Annotated in this window: 17 protein-coding genes; 5 read left to right on the top strand and 12 right to left on the bottom strand. The window is 71.7% G+C overall.

Going from position 1 to position 18,807, the window contains the following annotated elements; all coding sequences use genetic code 11:
• The first annotated feature begins 326 nt into the window (after nucleotides 1–326).
• Nucleotides 327–938 carry a TetR/AcrR family transcriptional regulator gene (locus ACIHFD_RS59830; RefSeq protein WP_397374556.1) on the top strand — a complete coding sequence of 204 codons (612 nt, stop codon included), beginning with the start codon at nucleotides 327–329 and terminating at the stop codon, nucleotides 936–938.
• A 48-nt stretch (nucleotides 939–986) separates the two neighbouring features.
• Here the strand turns inward: ACIHFD_RS59830 and ACIHFD_RS59825 are convergent, their stop codons facing one another.
• From ACIHFD_RS59825 to ACIHFD_RS59810, 4 genes are all read right to left on the bottom strand, one after another.
• The gene (locus ACIHFD_RS59825; RefSeq protein ID WP_397374555.1) at nucleotides 987–2,474 is read right to left on the bottom strand and encodes an MFS transporter; all 1,488 of its coding nucleotides are present in this window, start codon (nucleotides 2,472–2,474) and stop codon (nucleotides 987–989) included.
• Between the two features lie 130 nt (nucleotides 2,475–2,604).
• On the bottom strand, nucleotides 2,605–3,156 hold the full coding sequence (locus ACIHFD_RS59820) for a TetR family transcriptional regulator (RefSeq protein ID WP_350741023.1): 552 nt from the start codon (nucleotides 3,154–3,156) through the stop codon (nucleotides 2,605–2,607).
• 73 nt (nucleotides 3,157–3,229) lie between these two features.
• A complete protein-coding gene (locus tag ACIHFD_RS59815) occupies nucleotides 3,230–3,820 on the bottom strand; it encodes a TetR/AcrR family transcriptional regulator (RefSeq protein ID WP_397374554.1) in 591 nt (196 codons plus the stop codon).
• 52 nt (nucleotides 3,821–3,872) lie between these two features.
• Nucleotides 3,873–4,460 carry a TetR/AcrR family transcriptional regulator gene (locus ACIHFD_RS59810; protein ID WP_397374553.1) on the bottom strand — a complete coding sequence of 196 codons (588 nt, stop codon included), beginning with the start codon at nucleotides 4,458–4,460 and terminating at the stop codon, nucleotides 3,873–3,875.
• A gap of 134 nt (nucleotides 4,461–4,594) precedes the next feature.
• Between ACIHFD_RS59810 and ACIHFD_RS59805 the strand changes: the two genes are divergently transcribed.
• A complete protein-coding gene (locus tag ACIHFD_RS59805) occupies nucleotides 4,595–5,353 on the top strand; it encodes a class I SAM-dependent methyltransferase (RefSeq protein ID WP_397374552.1) in 759 nt (252 codons plus the stop codon).
• 3 nt (nucleotides 5,354–5,356) lie between these two features.
• Here the strand turns inward: ACIHFD_RS59805 and ACIHFD_RS59800 are convergent, their stop codons facing one another.
• Nucleotides 5,357–6,550, bottom strand: a complete 1,194-nt coding sequence (locus tag ACIHFD_RS59800; RefSeq protein ID WP_397374551.1) for a cytochrome P450 — start codon at nucleotides 6,548–6,550, stop codon at nucleotides 5,357–5,359.
• 174 nt (nucleotides 6,551–6,724) lie between these two features.
• Between ACIHFD_RS59800 and ACIHFD_RS59795 the strand changes: the two genes are divergently transcribed.
• Nucleotides 6,725–7,561, top strand: a complete 837-nt coding sequence (locus tag ACIHFD_RS59795) for a hypothetical protein (RefSeq protein WP_397374550.1) — start codon at nucleotides 6,725–6,727, stop codon at nucleotides 7,559–7,561.
• A 194-nt stretch (nucleotides 7,562–7,755) separates the two neighbouring features.
• Nucleotides 7,756–9,327, top strand: coding sequence for a sulfatase (locus tag ACIHFD_RS59790; protein ID WP_397374558.1), 1,572 nt, complete (start codon nucleotides 7,756–7,758; stop codon nucleotides 9,325–9,327).
• Nucleotides 9,328–9,331: 4 nt separating this feature from the next.
• On the opposite strand, the gene ACIHFD_RS59785 is transcribed toward ACIHFD_RS59790, so the two are convergent.
• Nucleotides 9,332–9,862, bottom strand: a complete 531-nt coding sequence (locus ACIHFD_RS59785) for an XdhC family protein (RefSeq protein ID WP_397374549.1) — start codon at nucleotides 9,860–9,862, stop codon at nucleotides 9,332–9,334.
• 59 nt (nucleotides 9,863–9,921) lie between these two features.
• On the opposite strand from ACIHFD_RS59785, the gene ACIHFD_RS59780 reads away from it, so the two are divergent.
• The gene (locus tag ACIHFD_RS59780; RefSeq protein WP_397374548.1) at nucleotides 9,922–10,710 is read left to right on the top strand and encodes an SAM-dependent methyltransferase; all 789 of its coding nucleotides are present in this window, start codon (nucleotides 9,922–9,924) and stop codon (nucleotides 10,708–10,710) included.
• A 95-nt stretch (nucleotides 10,711–10,805) separates the two neighbouring features.
• Here the strand turns inward: ACIHFD_RS59780 and ACIHFD_RS59775 are convergent, their stop codons facing one another.
• From ACIHFD_RS59775 to ACIHFD_RS59750, 6 genes are all read right to left on the bottom strand, one after another.
• Nucleotides 10,806–12,503 carry a hypothetical protein gene (locus tag ACIHFD_RS59775; RefSeq protein WP_397374547.1) on the bottom strand — a complete coding sequence of 566 codons (1,698 nt, stop codon included), beginning with the start codon at nucleotides 12,501–12,503 and terminating at the stop codon, nucleotides 10,806–10,808.
• A 4-nt stretch (nucleotides 12,504–12,507) separates the two neighbouring features.
• Nucleotides 12,508–14,406, bottom strand: coding sequence for a glycoside hydrolase family 127 protein (locus ACIHFD_RS59770; protein ID WP_397374546.1), 1,899 nt, complete (start codon nucleotides 14,404–14,406; stop codon nucleotides 12,508–12,510).
• Between the two features lie 27 nt (nucleotides 14,407–14,433).
• Nucleotides 14,434–15,240, bottom strand: coding sequence for a carbohydrate ABC transporter permease (locus tag ACIHFD_RS59765; protein WP_350741042.1), 807 nt, complete (start codon nucleotides 15,238–15,240; stop codon nucleotides 14,434–14,436).
• A complete protein-coding gene (locus ACIHFD_RS59760) occupies nucleotides 15,237–16,190 on the bottom strand; it encodes a carbohydrate ABC transporter permease (RefSeq protein ID WP_397374545.1) in 954 nt (317 codons plus the stop codon). Before ACIHFD_RS59760 ends, ACIHFD_RS59765 begins: the two co-directional genes overlap by 4 nt.
• A gap of 4 nt (nucleotides 16,191–16,194) precedes the next feature.
• Nucleotides 16,195–17,475, bottom strand: coding sequence for an extracellular solute-binding protein (locus ACIHFD_RS59755; protein ID WP_397374544.1), 1,281 nt, complete (start codon nucleotides 17,473–17,475; stop codon nucleotides 16,195–16,197).
• 68 nt (nucleotides 17,476–17,543) lie between these two features.
• Nucleotides 17,544–18,590 carry a LacI family DNA-binding transcriptional regulator gene (locus ACIHFD_RS59750; protein WP_397374543.1) on the bottom strand — a complete coding sequence of 349 codons (1,047 nt, stop codon included), beginning with the start codon at nucleotides 18,588–18,590 and terminating at the stop codon, nucleotides 17,544–17,546.
• Between the last annotated feature and the right edge of the window lie 217 nt (nucleotides 18,591–18,807).

The raw sequence follows: 18,807 nt of genomic DNA, 5'->3' as shown, positions 1-18,807 counted from the left end.
AGCACGACGTTGCGGCCCTTGGGACCCAAGGTCACCTTGACGGCGTCGGCGAGCTGGTTCATACCGCGCTCGAGACCGCGCCGGGCGTCCTCGTCGAACGCAATCATCTTCGAAGCCATGTTCTCTCCTGCTCACGATGGGGGTTCGCCGGGACGGCGCCCGCGACGGACGGCCCGCGGGCAGGCGGCAAGACCTGCCTGCGGACCTCGCCGCCCCGGCGGCTGGCACTCTCCAGGGGTGAGTGCCAGGCGTCCCCACGCACTTTACCCACAACTTGCGCGCCACGCACATAGTGCGCTGCACGCAATGTCGGATAGAGTCCTCCCATGAACGACGACGCCGTGGACCTCCGGGCCCGCAACAAGCAGGCCACCCGGGAGGCGATCAGCCATGCCGCCCTGCGCCTGGCCATCGAGCAGGGGCCCCACGGGCTGGCCCTCGTCCGCGTCCATGACATCGCCACGGCCGCGGGCGTCTCCCCGCGCACGTACAACAACTACTTCTCCAGCAGGGAGGAGGCGATCTGCGCCTTCCACGCCGACCAGGCCAGGCGCGCGGGGCAGGCGCTGCGGGCCCGGCCCGCCGGCGAGCCGCTCGACCAGGCCGTCATCGCGGCCGTGGTCGAGCTCTACACCGACCCCGAGCCCGACCGGGCCGGGCTGCGCATGATCATGTCGACGCCGGCGCTGGAGGGGGAGGCGCTGAAGACGTTCACCATGGCGGAGGGGCCGCTCGCCGAGGCGATCGCGGCGCGCACCGGCGTCGATCCCGGGCGCGACCTGTTCCCCGCCGTCGTGGCCGCGGCGGTGGCCGGGGCCATCCGGGTGGCGGGGCGGCGCTGGCTGGAGCCCGGCAACACCGAGTCGTTCGCGGCCATCCTGCGCCATGCCCTGTCCGTCGTCCTGCCCGCCGCGCCGCCCGAAGGACCCCGCGGGTAGCGGCGCTCGGTGCTGCGCCGCCCGGAGGTCCTCGCGGGTGGGGGGCGCTCAGTGCTGGGCCGAGGCCAGGTCCAGCCGGGCGGGGGTGCGCCACCAGACGGCCACGGCCGCCAGCAGCATGAGGAGGGCGCCGTACAGGCTGGTCGTCCGCAGCGATTCGGTGAAGGCGAGCGTGGCCTGCGCGGCCAGGTCGGAGGAGCCGATCGCGCGGGCGGCCGCCAGCGCGCCGCCGAGCGACTCGCGGACCGCGTCGGTGGCGTTCTCGGGCAGTTCGGCCCGGTAGAGGGCCGCGGCCAGGCTGCCCAGCACCGCGACGCCGAAGGTGCCGCCGATCTCGTACGAGGTCTCCTCGATGGCGGCCGCGCTGCCCGCCTTCTCCGCCGGGGCGCCCGCCATGATCACGGCGGAGGCTATGGCCAGCGAGCCCATGCCCGCCCCGATCAGCAGGATCGACACGGCCACCCAGAGGTAGGTCGTCGGGGCGACCCAGAGCACCACGAAGCCGAGCCCGCCGATCACCAGCCCGCCGGCCAGCACCGTACGCGCGCCGATCCGGGTGGCCAGGGCCGGCGCCAGCGGCGAGAGGACCGCGGAGCCGACCGCCATGGGCAGCATGGCCAGGCCCGTCTGCAGCGGCGAGTAGCCCTGGACGAGCTGCGCCCACTGGACCATGAGCAGCATCATGCCTGCCATGGCGATCGAGGTGGTGAAGGCGGCCAGGGTGCCGGAGGCGAAGGCGCCGCCGCGGAACAGCCGGATCTCCAGGAGGGGGTCGGGGCGGCCCAGACACCGCCGGACGAACCAGGTCAGCGTGACCGCGGCCAGGACGGCCGTGAGCGCGGTCCAGGCGTCCAGGCCCTCGGTGGCCACGTGCTTGATGGCGTAGACCAGGGCGATCATGCCGACCATCGACAGCACCGTGCCCAGGGCGTCCCAGCGGCCGGGGTCGGGGTTGCGCGACTCGGGCAGCAGGAGCAGCCCGGTGACGACGGCGACGGCCATGACCGGTACGTTCACCAGGAACGCGGCGTGCCAGCTGAACGCCTCCAGCAGCAGCCCGCCCACGATCGGGCCGAGCGCGCCGCCCACCGCCGCCATCGCGGCCCACACGCCCAGCGCGGTGGCCCGCTCGCGGGCGTCCGTGAACAGGTTGCGGATCATCGACAGGGTCGACGGCATGATCATCGCACCGCCGACGCCGAGCAGCGCCCGTACGGCGATCACCTCGGCCGGGCTGTCGGCCCACAGCACGGCGACGGAGGCCAGGCCGAAGAGGACGAAGCCGGAGACGAGCATGCGCTTGCGCCCCCAGCGGTCGCCCAGCGCGCTGACGGCCACCAGCAGGCCCGCCACGACCAGGGAGTAGACGTCGATCATCCACAGCAGTTCGACCGCGCCCGGCCGCAGGTCGGCCGAGATCTGCGGCAGTGCCACGTTGAGGATGGTCATGTCCATCGTGATCAGCAACAGGCTGGCCGACAGGACGGCCAGCGCCGCCCAGCGTCTGGGGTTCAGCTCGGTCACCGTGTTCGTCATGGGGGTCCTCCAAGGAAAAAGGGGTGGTGGCGCAGGGTCACACGGCTGACCCCGGCGACCTGGGCGATCCCGGTCGTCGGGGTGGCTGGGCACGTATGGGGGGTGGAGGACGCCTGCTCGGGCTCCCGCGTCAGCCGGCGTCGGCGTCCTCCGCCGCCACCAGCTTGAGCAGGCGGTCGTGGAGTGCCTTCCTGACCGGCTCGGACAGGGGGATCATGCTCGTGGCCCGCCACAGCCACAGCCCGTCGACGGCCAGCTGGGCCAGGAGCAGGTCGATGTCGCGCGGGTCGGTCGAGGTGGGCGGCGGGGCCCAGCGGCCGATGAGGTCGTCCCACGCCTCGGCCAGCGCCGGCGTGGTGACCGACTCGACCATGAACGCCAGGTCCGCCTTGCTCGCCGAGCCGTGCGCGCCCACCCGTACGTAGGCCTCGACGGCCTCCTGCGGCGACGCCTCCGCCAGCGGCTTGCCCAGTTCGGCGACGAGCTGCGCCTCCCACGCGTCGGTCAGATGCCGCTGGATCGCCACCAGCAGCTCGTCGCGCGTGCGGAAGTGGTACATCAGCCCGCCCTTGGTCACGCCGGCCTCCTCGGCCGCCGACTCCAGCGTCAGGGCGGTGATGCCGTCGCGCTCCGTCACGCGGATGGCGGCGTCCAGGATCCGGGTCCTCTGGCTCGGTCGCATAGCCGTAACTGTACCATCCAGAAGGTACAGTTACTCGCCGACGCAGCGGCCCGCCCGGTGACGGCGGCCGCGGTCAGGCGGGGCGCAGGGCCTTGAGGGTGAGCTCGACCAGGGCGTCGGCGTACTCGGGGGTGAGCGGGCCCGAGCGGTGCAGCCAGCGCTGGAACAGGGGGGCGTACAGGAGCTCCAGGGCCAGGTCGAGGTCGGCGTCCTCGGCGATCTGGCCGGCGCGCTGCGCGCTGCGCAGCCGGGCCTTCTTGGCCTCGTCGACCGGGCCCGCCAGCTTCTCGCGGTACTGGGCGGCGAGGTCGGGATCGTTGATGATCTCCATGTTGAGCGCCCGGATCGGCGCCTCGAACTCCGGGTCGGCGAACTCGGCCACCGTCGCCCGCATCACCAGCTTGAGATCGGCCTCGATGTCGCCCGTGTCGGGCAGCGCGATGCTGTCGCCTTCCTGGCTGAGGGCGAGGAAGGCGTCGAAGATCACGGCGCCCTTGGAACGCCACCAGCGGTAGATCGTCTGCTTGCCTACTCCCGCGCGGGCGGCGATGGCCTCGATCGAGACCTTGGCGTAGCCCATTTCGGAGACCAGCTCGCGGGCCGCTTCGAGGACGGCCTGCCGCGAGCGCTCACTGCGGCGGGCGGGATCGGGGCGCTTGGACATGCGGGCCAGCATAGCAGGAAGACGAGACGATACGGTCCGTCTTGCCAGCACCTCACCGCTCGACGCCGGCGATGACCGCGCTCACCATCTTGCGGACGGCGGCGGGCTCCGGCGGGGCGCCCGTCCGGTCGGCGAACAGCAGGTGGCCGGTCCCGATCAGGGTCGCAGCGAGCGTGTCGACGTCGGCGTCGGCCGCGATGCGCCCCAGGTCCCGCTCCGCGCCGAGGTAGGAGGCGATCATGATGCAGGCCTCCGTCAGAACCGGGACACCAGCCGGCCAGGTCCGGCGCAGCCGGGCGCGCAGCTCGTCCCGGAAGGTGATGAGGGCGACGATCGCCACGGCGACCGACCCGAACAGCGCCGCCAGCGCGCCCGCGAGATTCCCGGCGACGGTGCCGGTCCCGGCAGACTCGCGCAGCTCGGCGGTCTGGGCGTCCATCCGGTCGACGCGATCGAGCACGAACTCGGCGAGGAAGGCGTCGAAGTCCTCGAAGTGCCGGTGCAGGACGCCCTTGGCGCAGCCGGCCTCGGTCGTGACCGCCCGGCTGGTCAGCGCGCTCGGCCCGTCCCGCAACAGGATCCGGTCGGCGGCGTCGAACAGCTGCTCACGCACGTCGCGGAGGGCCACCCCTGTCGGCACCGCGCATCCCGCCTTCCATTTTCGTCAACGCGGGGTTGACGAGTGGGCACGTGCCCATCCATAGTGGGCGCATGCCCACTATATCTCAGCCGGCAGGCTCTCTTCCCGAGCCCGAGCCGCATCAAGCTCGGCAGATGGCGGAATCGTTCGGCGTGGACGCCGAGCGCTACGACCGGACCCGGCCCCACTACCCCGACGCCATGGTGGCCCGGATCGTCGCCGGCAGCCCCGGGCCCGACGTCCTCGACGTCGGCTGCGGCACCGGCATCGAGGCCCGGCAGTTCGAGGCGGCCGGCTGCAAGGTGCTCGGGGTCGATCCCGACGAGCGGATGGCCGACTTCGCGCGGCGCGAAGGGCTCGAGGTCGAGGTGTCGACGTTCGAGACCTGGGAGCCCGCCGGCCGGGACTTCGACGCGGTCGTCGCCGGACAGGCCTGGCACTGGGTGGACCCCGTCGCCGGCGCGGGCAAGGCGGCGCGGGTGCTGCGTCCCGGCGGACGGCTGGCGGTGTTCTGGAACGCGTTCCAGACCCCGCCCGATCTCGGCGCGGCCATCGCCGCGGTCTACCGCAGGATCATGCCCGACGCGCCGATCTACCAGCGCATGATGTCCGACGCGGACGCGTACGTGTCGCTGAGCGCCAAGGCCGCCGACGGCATCCGGCAGGCGGGCGCGTTCGGCGAGGTGGAGGAGTGGCGCTTCGACTGGGAGCGGCCCTACACCCGCGACGAGTGGCTGGACCTGGTGCCCACCACCGGCGTCCACACCCGGCTCCCGGCGGCCACGCTGCAGGAGGTGCTCGCGGGCGTCGGCGCCGCCGTCGACGCGGCGGGGGGCGGCTTCACGATGCGCTACACCGCGGTGGTGGTCACCGCGGCACGCGGTGCCTCCTGACCCCTACGGGTCCCCCACCCTGACCACCAGCCCGCGGATCTCGTAGCCGCCGATGTCGTTGTTGAAGCTCACGCGCGGCGCCGACGCCATCCGCACGCCGTCCATGGCGAACAGGCGGCTGAGGAAGACGTCCGTCTCCAGGATGGCGATGTTCGCCCCCGGACACCGGTGCGGCCCGTCGCCGAAGGACAGCGCCGCGGCGCTCGTGCCTCCGTCGATGGCGCGGCCGGGGCAGACCGACAGCGGCAGCGAGCCCACGGCTCGGGGATCGGTGTTGGCCGCGTCGACGAACACCTCGATCACCGCGCCCGGAGGCACCGTGACCGGCCCGTCGGCGCCGGCCAGGTCGAGGGCGGCGGTGGTGCGCCGGCGCAGCCGCCCGACCACGGGTTCGAGCCGCAGGATCTCGTGCAGGACGGCGAGGCGGCCGGGCTCGTCCGCCGCGCGGTAGCGCTCCAGCAGCGCCTCGTCGGTGAACAGGTGCCAGGCCGCGACGCAGATGAACTCGCGCGTGGTCACCATGCCGGCCGCGGCGAAGGTCAGGCACTCGCCGAGGATCTCGGCGTCCGTGCACCCTTCGGAGATCAGGTGCGAGATGAGGTCGTCGCGCGGCTCGCGGCGGTGGGCGCGGATCGCCGGGCGCACGTCGGCCAGGTAGACGCTCAGCCAGCTCACGTTCTGCCTGACCAGCCAGTAGATCCCGCTCGGGCTGGTCAGGCCGGGCCGGCCGAACTTCTCGGGGAAGAACCGTTCCAGTCTGGCGCGGATCCCGGGCCTGCTGGACGTCAGGCCGATGATCGCGCTCGCCACCTCGATCGCCACGCCGAAGCTCAGCTCCGACAGGTGCGCCTCCCCCGTCTCCCGCAGCTCGGCGAGCCGGCTCTCCGCGACCCGCGCCATCAGGTCGCGATACCGCTCGTCCACCCTGCGGGGCGTGAAGAACCGCGCGGTCTGGCGGCGGTCCTCGCGGTGTTCGGGCCCGTCGCGGTAGAGGACCGGTCGCCGGATCCTGGCCGGCAGCTTCTCCACGGTCTCGATGCCCAGCCCGGCCTGGACGGTGTCGTAGCTGCGCAGCACGGCGCGGGCCTGCTCGTGGCCGCGGACCTCCCAGGTGCCGTCGTCGGCGCGCCGGACCGGGCAGGCCACAGGTGCGGCCTGGCGCGGGATCTTGCGCGTGTCTTCGCTGTGGTCGTTCACGCCGGCACGTCTCTCCCTGTCGTCGGGCCGCCGTTGACCATGCTCGTCCCCGTTCGGCGTGAGATCAAGGGAACGGGGTGTCCGGGAAATACCGGATGTCATGGTTCGACTTGACTGATGATCTTCGATGCACCAGATTGTTCGCGACTTTTCGGACCGTTCCCAAGGAAACCCATGAAGCGAGCCATCATCGGTGCCGCCGTGGTCGCGGGCGTGGTGCAACTCACCGCCACGCCCGCGCAAGCGGCACCCACGATCGACCCGGTCAAGGCGCTCAAGGCCGAGTTAACCGCCGGCAGAGCCGTCAACGTGCAGTCCACGGCCAAGGTGACGTACACGCGCAGCCTGGTCGTCACCTCGGGGCTGGAGGGCACGATCGGGTTCGACCGGCGCGGCGCGGCCGCGTCCGATGTGGCCCAGACCCTGCAGTACAGCGAGGACCTCCTTCGCAGCGTGAAGAGGACGAAGCCGGCGGAGGTCGAGGCCCTGCAGCAGGGGCCCATCAGGATGATCTCCACCCGGGACGTGAGCTACGTCTCGGGCCCGATCGTCGACTCCGCGTTGCCCCAGGGCACGAGCTGGGTGGCCTACAGCCGGGCCGCTCTGCCGCCGAGCAATCTGGTGCTGAACGCCCTGGAGCCCGGCACGCTCAAGACGCTCCTGTCCCACCGCACCTCGTGGCGTGACGGCGTGCTGAAGGGCTCGATCAAGGCCACCAAGCTCGCGGCGGTCTCCCCCTCGTTCGCGTCGCGCTTCGGTACGCGTTCCAGGAGCGGCCGCGACGGCAAGATCAGCTACACCCTCTGGTTCGGCGGAGACGGCCTGGTCGAGCGGCTGTCCGCCAAGGCCGTCCTGCCCTACGGCAAGAGCTCCATGACGGTCGAGTCGAGCACCCGCTACGCGGACTGGGGTCGCGAGGTCACCGTTCTCCTGCCCCTGCAGGGAGACGTGCTCGACCGGGACCAGCTCGAGGACAAGGTCCCGGCCGCGGTCCCGGGGATCTGGAACTAGACGCCGGTCTTCGCCCGGCCGTGCCCCATGAGGGCCGGCCGGGATTGCCCGGCTCCGGAGCATGCCCTCGCGGGTGATATGAAGTTGTTTGAGTGCTTTGTCCAGAATGTACGTGCATCGCACCCCCAACCTCCTGTCCCCTGCCAAAGAGGCTGTTCCCCCCGATGCCCGGATATATCAGGAAAAGCTTGGCGGTGGCGCTGGCCGTCGTCCTCATCTTGACCCTCGCGTCCCCGTCAAGCGCGGGGGCCATCGCGCGCGGCCCAGCCGCGCCCAAGCGGCCGAACATCATCTTCTTCCTCGTCGACGACATGTCCGCCGAGCTGCTCCAGTACATGGACACGGTCAAGAGCCTGAGCCACGACGGCACCACGTTCACCGGCTACTACGTGGCCGACTCGCTCTGCTGCCCCTCCCGCGCCACCATGTTCACCGGCCAGTTCCCGCACAACACGGGCGTGCGGACCAACCAGGGCTACGACCACGGCGGCTACGGGGCGTTCGCCAAGCACGAGGGCAGGACGTACGCCGTCTCCCTGCATCAGGCCGGATATCGCACGGGCTACCTCGGCAAGTACATCAACGAGTATCCCGCGGGCCCCGGCTACCACGTCCCGCCCGGCTGGGACGAGTGGCACGTGACGGCGAGCGGCGGCTACAACGAGTTCCGGTACAAGCTCACCCGCTACATCAAGGAGGAAGCGGGCGGCCGGCGGCCGATCGAGCCCTCCAAGGGCAGCTACCTGGTCGACGAGCTGGGGCAGCGGGCGGTGGGCTTCATCGAGCGGTCCCGCCGGTACACCCCCGGCGAGCCGTTCTTCCTCCAGGTCTCGCCCTTCTCGCCGCACAACAGGGTCAACGTGAAGCGCGGCGACACGGAGCCGCGCTTCCCGCCCGCGCCGCGCGACCGGCCGAAGGACCGCTTCCCCGTCGGCGAGTTCCCCCATGGCGACTGCGGCGGCCCCGACTGCGACTCCATCGACGTGACCACCCTGCCGTCGTTCAACGAGGACACCACCGACAAGCCCTCCTGGGTACGGCGGGAGCCCATCGGCCCGAAGATCACCGAGAAGCTCCGCGAGGACTTCCGCGACCGGATCCGCATGGTGCAGTCGATCGACGACATGGTGCAGCGCGTCCTGTCCGCGCTGACCGAGGAGGAGAAGCTGAACACGTACGTCGTGTTCACCAGCGACAACGGCTTCCACCTCGGGCAGCACCGCCTGGTGCGCGGCAAGGCCACGGCCTACGACCACGACGTACGGGTGCCGCTCCTGGTCAGGCGCCCGGCCTCGGGGCCGCGCGGCGACCTCGTGACGCCCGCCATCGCCCAGAACGTGGACCTGTTCGCGACCTTCCTCGACATGGCCGGCGTCGGCGCGGCGACGCGTGACAGCCGCGACGGCCGCAGCCTGCTGCCCCTCATCCAGGGTCAGAACGTCACCGGCTGGCGCGACGCGGCGCTGATCGAGCACGTCAAGCCGGACCCCCACGCGCCCGGCCAGCCCGACCCCGACGCGGACGCCATGAAGAAGGGCAACTCCCGGCCGCCCAGCTACTCCGCCGTGCGCACGGGCGGGGAGCTCTATGTCGAGTACAAGGGCGATCCGCGGCCCGAGTACTACAACACCGTCACCGATCCGCGCGAGGAGTCCAACGACCCCGGCAACGCCAGGACGGCCGCCCTGAGCAAGGTCCTCGACGGCCTGAAGAGGTGCGGCAAGCCGGGCGCGGTGGACTGCTGGACGGCCGCCCACCTGCGCTGACTCCTCAGAAGGCGAAGCCGCCCGGGCGGTCGTTGCGGTCGGCGATCAGGCCGGCCAGGGTGGCGACGGCGATCTCGGGCGGGGTGCGCGAGCCGATGTTGAGCCCGATGGGCCGGTGCACCCGTGCGACCTCCTCGGGCGGCACGCCGAGGTCGGCCAGCGCCCGCACGTGCGGCGCGGTGTGGCGGGCGCTGCCCATGATGCCGACCCACCGGACGGGGAACTTGAGCACGTCGCGCAGGACCGGTCCGATCTCCTCACGGTGATGGTCGGTGAGCACCACGTCGGCCGTGGCGTCGAGCCAGGCGCCGAGCCCGGTCACCGCCGTGAATCCCTCGAGGCGGCGCTCGGGATCGGGCTCGACCAGGATCGGGCGGAAGCCGAGCTCGGCGCCGAATCTCAGCAGGCACTCGGCCACCGGGGAGGCGAAGACGGCGACCAGCGTCCGCCCGGCCGGCTCGACAGGGGCCTCGCTGTGGGCCTCGCTGTGGGCCACCGCGCACGCCGGGTCTTCTGCGTCATGGGTGTGGGCCATACTCGCAGTCTGACACAAGCAGTCGATCATGCTCGCGAAGATCCCTATAGGCTTCGCCCATGGACGCCGACCCCAGGATCGACCGTACGAAGCCGCATTCCGCCCGGGTCTGGAACTACCTGCTCGGCGGGCAGGACAACTACGACGTGGACCGCGAGGCCGGGGACACCCTGCTGCGCGTGTTCCCCGATTTCGCGCAGGTGGCCACGCTCCAGCGCGAGTTCCTCCGGCGCGCGGTGACCTACCTCGTCACCGAGGCGGGCATCCGGCAGTTCCTCGACATCGGCTCGGGCCTGCCCACCGCCGACAACACGCACGAGGTGGCGCAGCGCCTCGCGCCCGAGTCCCGCGTCGTCTACGTCGACAACGACCCCCTGGTGCTCGTGCACGCCCGCGCCCTGCTCGCCGGGACCCCGCAGGGCAGGACCGCCTACGTCGAGGCCGACGTGCGCGACCCCGGCACCATCCTCGCGGCGGCGGCCGAGACCCTGGACTTCTCGCGGCCGATCGGCCTGATGATGCTCAGCATCGCCGGCCAGATCCCCGACGACGACCTCGCCGCCGATCTCGTCCGCCGTTACGTCAAGGCGCTGCCGCCCGGCAGCCACCTGGCGCTGTCCGACGGCGCCGACGTCAACCCCTCGCTGGTGGCGGCGGTGAGCTCCTACAACGAGCGGGCCGCCTTCCCGTACACGCTGCGCAGCCCCGAGCGGCTCGCCGTCCACTTCAAGGGGCTCGAACTCGTGGACCCGGGCGTGGTCTCCACGCCGCTCTGGCGGCCCCCGGCGGGAGCGCCGCCCCAGCCGGCGATGATCAACGCGGTCTGCGGCGTGGGCCGCAAGCCCTGACGTGGGGGGGGGGGGGGGGGGGGGGGGGGGGGGGGGGCCGGGCGGGGGGGGGGGGGGGGGGGGGGGGGGGGGGCCCCCCCCCCCCCCCCCCCGGGTCAGGTGAGCTGGATGTAGTCGAGTTCGGCGTATCCGGTGCCGCCGGAGAAGAACGGCGAGCCCTTGGCCAGGCGGATCACGTTGTACCCGGCCCGGAGGGTGACGGTGGTGCTGACAGTGGCGCCGAACTCGCCCCACGCCGCGGTGGGCGGGTAGCTGACCGTGCTCCAGGAGCCGCCGTTGTAGGCCAGGCCCTGGGTCGCGGTGGCGCCGGTGCCGTTGGCGTAGCCGATGGTCATCGTGTACGAGCGCGCCGTGGGCATGTTCACCACGAAGTCGACGTAGCTGTCGGTACGCGGCGTGCCCGAGTTGTCGATCCGGCCCACGTAGCCGCCGCCCGACGCGCTGGAGGCGCTGAGCCGCTGGGCGCGGAAGACGGAGGCGTTCTCGGCCTCGTACCGCTGCTGGTAGGCAGGCACCCCGCTGACCGGCTCGACGACGAGCTGGTAGGCGCTGGTGGCCACCATGTTGGGCACGGACACGCTGAGCTGGCCGCCGCTGACCGTCCGGGTGGTCGTGGAGATCGTGGTGGGGGCGGTGACCGCGGTGAAGCGGCCGCTGGACGGGGTGGAGGTCAGCGTGACGCGGACGCTGGAGCCGAGTGCGCCGAGGCCCGTGAGGTTGACGGTGTTGGTGCCGGCCTCGTTGCCGAACGCCACGTTGACGATCTTGCGGGTGCCGTCGTAGGAGGCGAACCCGTCCAGGCCGGTCGTCGTGGTCGTCGTGGTCGTGACCATGTTCCCGGCCATGTCGCCGTACCACTTGTACAGCCACCAGGTGCCGGTGGGCTGGCTGTTGTTGACGACCAGGCCGTTCATGGTGCCGTACTCGTACCAGAACGCTCGGTGGGCGGACTCCACGCCGCCCCGCTCCAGCTTGGCGACGTAGCTGGCGATCCGGCCGGGCACGTCGACCTCGCTGGTGGCGGCGTACTCGTTGATGGAGATGCGGCGCGGGCTGATGCCGAGCGAGGACTCCAGGTTGCGGTAGTCGGCGATGTCGGAGGCGATCCTGGTGGGGTTCTGCAGCTCGTGCCAGCAGATGATGTCCGGCAGGGTGCCGGTGTTCTTGGCGTTGGTGAGGAACGACTGCATCCAGGAGCGGTTGTAGGTGGCGGTGCTGGGGCCGACGATCGGCGTGAGCGTGTCGAGCGCGCGCACCGCCCGGTACGTACGCACCCAGGCGTCGTTGAAGTTGCCCGCCGCGGCGGTGTTCCAGGTGTAGTCGGGCTCGTTCCAGAGCTCCCAGCCGATGACGTTCGTGACCGTGGTGGCCGACAGCCGGGCGTTGACCATGGTGTTGACCTTGGCCAGCCAGTCGTCCCAGCTCACCCACCTGTACGGGAAGTCGGGATAGATGTCGGGCATCCGGATGAACTCGCCCGCGCCGGCCCGGGTGGCCTGCGGGGACACCAGCAGGGAGTCGCCGCCGGGCGGCTGGCCGTTGGGGCGCTGGCCGACGCCGGGCGCGGGCTGGGTCAGGGAGTTGACCTTGATCGGGAGGAGGGTGGAGTCGGCCGGCCGGGAGTTCTCGGCCAGGCCGTACAGGCCGCCGGAGGCGACGTGGGTGACCGGCCGGAACGGCTGCGCGACGTTGACGGTCAGCGTCGCGCCGGCGGCCGCGGCCGGGGGTGAGGCGGTCACCAGGGCAGTGGCCGTGGTGACCAGGGCTAAGGCGAGCACTCGGAATCGGGACATCGTGTCACTCTCCTTCGATGGGCAACCAGACACGCATGCTCGACGGGCCGCGACGGGCCCACGAGTGGTACGGCCGCAGCGGCACGTCGAACCACTCGACGTCCGCCGCGGAGGCAGCCGCGGCGCCGGAATAGGCCCACGACCGGTCGGGGGGTGCGGCCAGGCGGCCGCGGACCAGCACTTCGCCGGGCTCGGCCCGGGGGCCGGATCGGGGGTCGCGTCGGGGATCGATCGCCAGGGCGTCGAGCCCGCCGGGGTGCGGGAGGTCGTGGGACTCGGCGCACAGGACCTCGGGGCCGCGCTCGACGGCGACGCAGCCGCGTACGGCGTCGATGCGGGGGTCCGGCCAGGTGAAGCGGGGCTCCATCGGCAGTTCGAGCGTGATCACCTCGCCCGCCCGGAACGCCCGCCGCACCGTGGCCATGCCGGGCTCGACCGGCCGCGCCCGCCCGTCCTCGGCGAGCGTGGCCCCGTCGGCCCAGGCGGGGACCCGCAGCGCCAGCGTCCAGAGCCCGTCGGCGAGGATCCGGACGCGGACGGTTCCGCTGTCGGGGTAGGCCGTCTCGACCTCCACCGCGACCTCCCGCCCGTCCGGCAGCTCGGCGCGGACGGTCGAGGGGGCGTACTGGTGGAGCTGCAGGCCGTCGTCGTCGGTGGTGGCGAGGTAGCCCTGGAGGCCGGCCAGGGTGCGGGCGACGTTGGTGGGGCAGCAGGACACGTCGAACCAGGCGGCCCTGACGCCGGCCTCGGCGCGCGGGCTCACCTCGTCCGGGTCCGCCTCCCGGCCCGGTGCCCGCTGGTGGAGGGGGTTGGCGTAGAAGAACGCCGTGCCGTCGGGGCTCGGGGAGGTGGCAATGACGTTGTAGAGCGTGCGCTCGATCAGGTCGGTGTAGCGGACGTCGCCGGTGGCGAGGTGGAGGCGCCAGGAGACCATGATCGAGGCGACGCCGGCGCACGTCTCGCAGTACGCCCGGTCCGGCGGCAGCTCCCAGTCCTCGCCGAAGCCCTCGTCCTGGTGGCGTGAGCCCATCCCGCCCGTGATGTACGTGCGGCGCGCGACCGAGCGCTCCCACTGCCGCTCCACGGCCCGCAGCAGCTCGTCGTCACCGCGTTCGACGGCGACGTCCACGGCGGCGGCGGTGAGGTAGAGCGCGCGGACCGCGTGGCCGCGCCACACGTCGGCCTCCCGGATCGGGATGTCGTCCTGGAAGTAGGCGCGGCCCAGGGGGATGTCCCTGAGCGTGCCGTGCCCGCGGCGGTCGAGGAAGATCCGCGCCTGCTCGACGTAGCGCTCCTCCCCCAGCGCCCGGCCGAGCTCGGCCAGGCCGACCTCGATCTCCGGGTGCCCGCAGATCCCGGGCCGGCCGTCCGCGCCGAACGTGCGGCACACGTGGTCGGCGGCGCGGCGCGCGACCCGTACGAGGTCGTCCTCGCCGTGCGTGCGCAGCCGGGCCACCGCGGCCTGCAGGAGGTGGCCGGTGTTGTAGAGCTCGTGGCCCATCTCCAGGTCGCTGTAGCGCGGCGGCTGCGTGCCGTGCCCGAAGCAGGTGTTGAGGTAGCCGTCCGGGTCCTGGGCGCGGGCGATCCGCCCGGTGAGCCGCTTGATCGCCGCCTCCGCCCCCGGGTCGCCGGTACGGCCGCGCTCCCAGGACAGGGCCTCCAGGAGCTTGTAGACCTCCGAGTCGGAGAACGACCAGCCGGGGCGGTCGGGCGCGGTCGTCCCGTCGGCGACCCGGTCGAAGTTGGCGAGCCAGCCGAGGCGCTCCATCCACGACTCGCAGTGGGCGAGCGTCGCCGCGGCGTTCACGGCCTGCCGGCTCCCCCAGAACCCTCCGGTGATGGAGACCTGCGCGAGCCCGAGGGGGCGTACCCGGCCCTGGGACGGCAGCACGGGGCTGGTCATGTGGTGAACCTTTCGACGGATTGCTGTTCAGTCCTTCACGGCGCCCGCGGTGACCCCGGCGGCGATGTAGCGCTGCGCGAGGACCAGCAGGAAGGCCGCGGGGACGGATGCGATCACGGCGGTCGCCATGATCGAGTTCCACTGCGTGGTGTTATTGCCGATGTAGCGGAAGATGCCGAGCGTGATCGGGATCACGTCGCTGTTGCGGTTGAGGGTCGAGGCGAAGATGAAGTCCGACCACGCCCACAGGAACGCGAAGAGCGAGACCGTGATCACCGAGTTGCGGCTCAGCGGCAGGATGATCGACCGGAACGTCCGCCAGGTGCTCGCCCCGTCGATCTGCGCGGCGGCCATGAGCTCGCCGGGGATGCTCGCCATGAACGCCCGGAAGAGCAGCACCCCGAACGGCACGGCCAGCGTCGAGTCGGCGACGATCAGGCCGGGGACGGTGTTGAGCATCCCGAGCCTGATGTAGATGGCGTAGAAGCCCATGGCCATGACGACCGCGGGGATCATCTGCGCGACGAGGAGCAGGAAGTCGATCCCGCGCGCGCCGCGCGGGCGCAGCTTGGCCAGCGAGTAGCCCGCGGGCAGGGCGACGAGCAACGTGAGCGCGACGGTGCCGAGGCCGATGAACAGGCTCGTGGCCAGGGCCGGCAGCTGCTGGGCGAACGCCGCCGCGTACCCCTCGAACGTGGGGTTCCAGGGGAACCAGTGGGGCGGGTCGGCCCGCATGTCGCCCGTCTTGGTCAGCGAGACGTTGAACATCCAGTAGACCGGGAACAGCATCACCCCGACGAGGACGACGCCTGCCGCGGTCTTCCAGCTCTTCATGCGCGCTCCTCCTTGCGCTGCAGGTGCACGTGCAGGAGCCCGGCGGCGAAGGCGATGAGGATCAGCAGGTTGCCGACGGCCGCCGCCGGCGAGAAGTCGGGCTGGCCGGTGCCGAACGCCTCCCGGTACGACCAGGTGGCCAGCGTCGTCGAGGCGTCCGCCGGGCCGCCCTTCGTCATGATCCAGATGATGTCGACGACCTTGAGCGTGTAGATCAGGCCGAGCAGCAGCGTGATCGCCGACACCGGGCGCAGCAGCGGGAAGGTGATGCGCCAGAAGCGCTGCCACCCGTTGGCCCCGTCCAGGCCGGCGGCCTCGTACAGGTCGGCGGAGATGTTCTGCAGCCCGGCGTACAGGATCACCAGGTTGAACGGGACGCCGAGCCAGATGTTGGCGATCGTGACGGCCAGCAGCGAGGTGTCGGGAGAGGTGAGCCAGTTGATCTGGCCGATCCCGAACGCCTCCAGCGCCGCGTTCACGATGCCGTTGTCGCTGTTGAGCATCCACGACCAGGTCGAGGCCGAGACGATCAGCGGCAGCAGCCACGGCACCAGGAACATCGCGCGCAGCACCGCCGACAGGCGGAAGTTGCGGTGGAAGAAGACCGCGAGGGCCAGGCCGAGGGCGTACTGCGCCGCGATGGACACCAGCGTGAACAGGGCCGTGTTGCGCAGCGCCCGCAGGAAGGTGTCGTCGGACAGGATGTCGCGGTAGTTGTCCAGCCCGGTGAACTCCGGGTCGCCCCGCACGAACGCCCGGGGCGTGTAGTCGTGCACGCTGAGGTCGATGTTGCGGTAGAGCGGATAGGCGTAGAAGGTGAGCAGGTAGATCACGAGCGGCGCGAGGAAGGCGTAGGCCGTCCACTGCCGCGAGCGCCCCCGCCGGGGAGCCGCGTGCGCCGCCCTGCCCACCGTCACCGCCTCGCCGGCCTCGCTGCTGAGAGAGGTCATCGGATCAGCCGCCGGTGGCCTGCTTCGCCTGGGCCTGCGCCTGCTTGAGCGCGTCGGCGGGGGTGGCCGAGCCGCTCAGCGCCTTCTGCACCCCGGTCCACAGCGCCTCGGAGATCTTCGGGTACTTGGTGCCGAGGTTGTCGCTGGTGCGGCCCTTGGCCGACTTCACGGCGTCGACCCACGGCTTGAGGCCCGGCTCCTTGGCGAGGATGGCCTGCTGGCCCTCGGCGGTGGAGGGGATGTAGTACGCGAACGTCGTACCGGTCTCCACCAGGCCCTCGGGCGTCGTCATGCATTCGAGGATCTTCTTCGTGACGGCGTAGCGCTTGGTGTCCTTCTGCACCGGGACCGTGATGAACTCACCGCCCGTGGGCGTGGGCGCGGTGCCCCCGTCCTTGCCGGGGATCTGCACGATGCCGGTGGGGAAGCCCGCCTTCTTGGCGCTGTCGATCTGCCAGGTGCCGTTCTCGGCGAACGCGAACTCCCCGGTCAGGAACTGCTCCCAGGTGGTGTTCTGGGAGTTGCTGATGACGGAGTTGGGGGCGGTGCCGTCCTTGACCCACGTGGTCCACAGGTCGAGCGCCGCGACGGCCTGGGGCGAGTCGAGCTGGGTCAGCTGCGCGCCGGAGCCCCAGAACCACGGCAGGAACTGGAACGAGCCCTCCTCCGTGCCGATGGCCGCGAACGTGATCGGCTTCTTGCCCGCGGCCTTGACCTTCTTCAGCGCCGCGTTGAGCGTGGCCCAGTCCTTGATCGAGCCGGGGTCGACGCCGGCCGCGTCGAGGATCTTCTTGTTGTAGTAGAGGGCGAGGGTGTTCGCGCCGATGGGGATGCCGTACGTCTTGCCGTCCAGCTCGCCGGCGGCGATGAGGTTCTTGTCGAACCGGGCTGTATCCAGGCCGAAGTCGGACATCGTGGTGAGCATCCCGGCGTCCGCGAGCGTCGAGACGGCGGGGTTGTCGAGGAGGATGACGTCCGGCGCGTTGCCCTCCTGGCCGGCGAGCAGCGCCTGGTTGGTCAGCGCGGTGGTGTCGTAGGCGGTGCGCTGGATGGTGACGCCCGCCTGCTTGCCGCAGGAGTCCACCCGCTTCGCCCAGGCCGAGGCCGGGTCGTGCTGCGGGTACGGGTCCCACCAGGTGTACGCGCCGGCGCCGCCCGCGGCGGCGCTGGTGGTGGTGGTGCCACCGGTCTGCGGGGCGGACGCGCAGGCGGACGCGCTGACTGACAGGGCCAGAACGGCGGTTCCGAGGACCGCCGCCTTCGCGGAAACCGACGTGCGGTTCATCGATGCCTCCAATGTTAGCGCTCACACTCGAGCGCGGCCGGAAGGTGTGGGGGGTCGGGGCCCGCGAACTAGCGGGCGGTCGGGGGCACGGTGGGGGGCGCTGCGGGGGGCGCGGTGCTTCCGCGCGAGACCAGTTCGGGAGAGATGAAGCGCACGACGAACGGCTCGTCGCGGGCCGCCGGCGATTCGACGCGGCGCACGAGCTGGCGTACGGCCATGGCGCCGAGCCGGTCGGGCGCGCTCTCGATGAACGAATAGGGCAGGGAGAAGGTCGCGGCGAACTCGGCGGAGTAGCGCCCGATGACCGAGAGGTCCTCGGGCACCCGCAGGCCTCGCTGGTGGGCGACGGAGGGCAGGGCCGCGGTGGCGGCCTCGTTGTTGAGCAGCAGGCCGGTCGCCGACGGGTAGGCGTCGAGCAGGGCGTTGAGCAGGTATCCGACCGCGGGCTGGCGGGACTCGCCATACACGGCGTGCAGGGTGACGCCGAGCTGGCGGGCCCGTTCGAGTGCGGCGTCGCGCAGGCGCCACACGTACGCGCCGCCGCGCTCGACGACGTGCTCGGGCTGCGAGATCAGGATGAGCTCGCGGTGGCCGAGCCGGTGGAGGTGCTCCACCATGGCCCGGCCGGCCTCCTCGAAGTCGAGGTCGAACACGTCGAGCCCCGAGCAGTCGCCCGGCAGGCCGACCAGGGCGCCCGGCTGCGGCGCGGCCCGCAGGATGGGCAGCCTCGGGTCGAACTGCGCGATGTTCATCAGGACGACGCCGTCCACCATGCGCGAGTCGGTGATGCGCCGCAGCGCCCGCACGCCGTCGGCCTCGGTGACCAGCAGCGTGTCGTAACCCAGGTCGCGGGCGGTGTTCGTGACACCCACGATGTACTGCATCATCGCGGGCGCGAACTCGTCTTCGTGGAACTGGGCGAGCAGACCGAGGACCTTGGTCTGGGATGTGGCCAGCGCTCGGGCGCCCGCGTTCGGCGTGTAGTCGAGCGCCTCGGCGGCCGCCAGCACGCGACGGCGGACCTCCTCCGAGATGGGCCGCTTGCCCGACAGCGCGTAGGACGCGGTGCTGCGGCTCACCCCGGCCTCCCGGGCCACGTCTCCGATCGTCGCCACTCTCACCTCCTGTACGTCATTGAACCGGTTCGACAGTTGCGTCGCGAAAACCCTCGGATCGCCGACCGGACAACGCCTTTTCCTGGGGATCTGCAGGATCGATCGGCCCGCCACCGGTCACGGCCGGGAACGGGCTCCACCTGCGGGCCGCCGGAATCAGCGAACCGGTTCAACGATGTGCCCCGACTGTCGCGCCGCCGGTGCGCGGGAGTCAAGA

The sequence above is a fragment of the Nonomuraea sp. NPDC051941 genome (genome assembly GCF_044593615.1).
The sequence above is the reverse complement of the archived record's forward strand: the minus strand, read 5'-3'. Positions and strand labels throughout refer to the sequence as shown.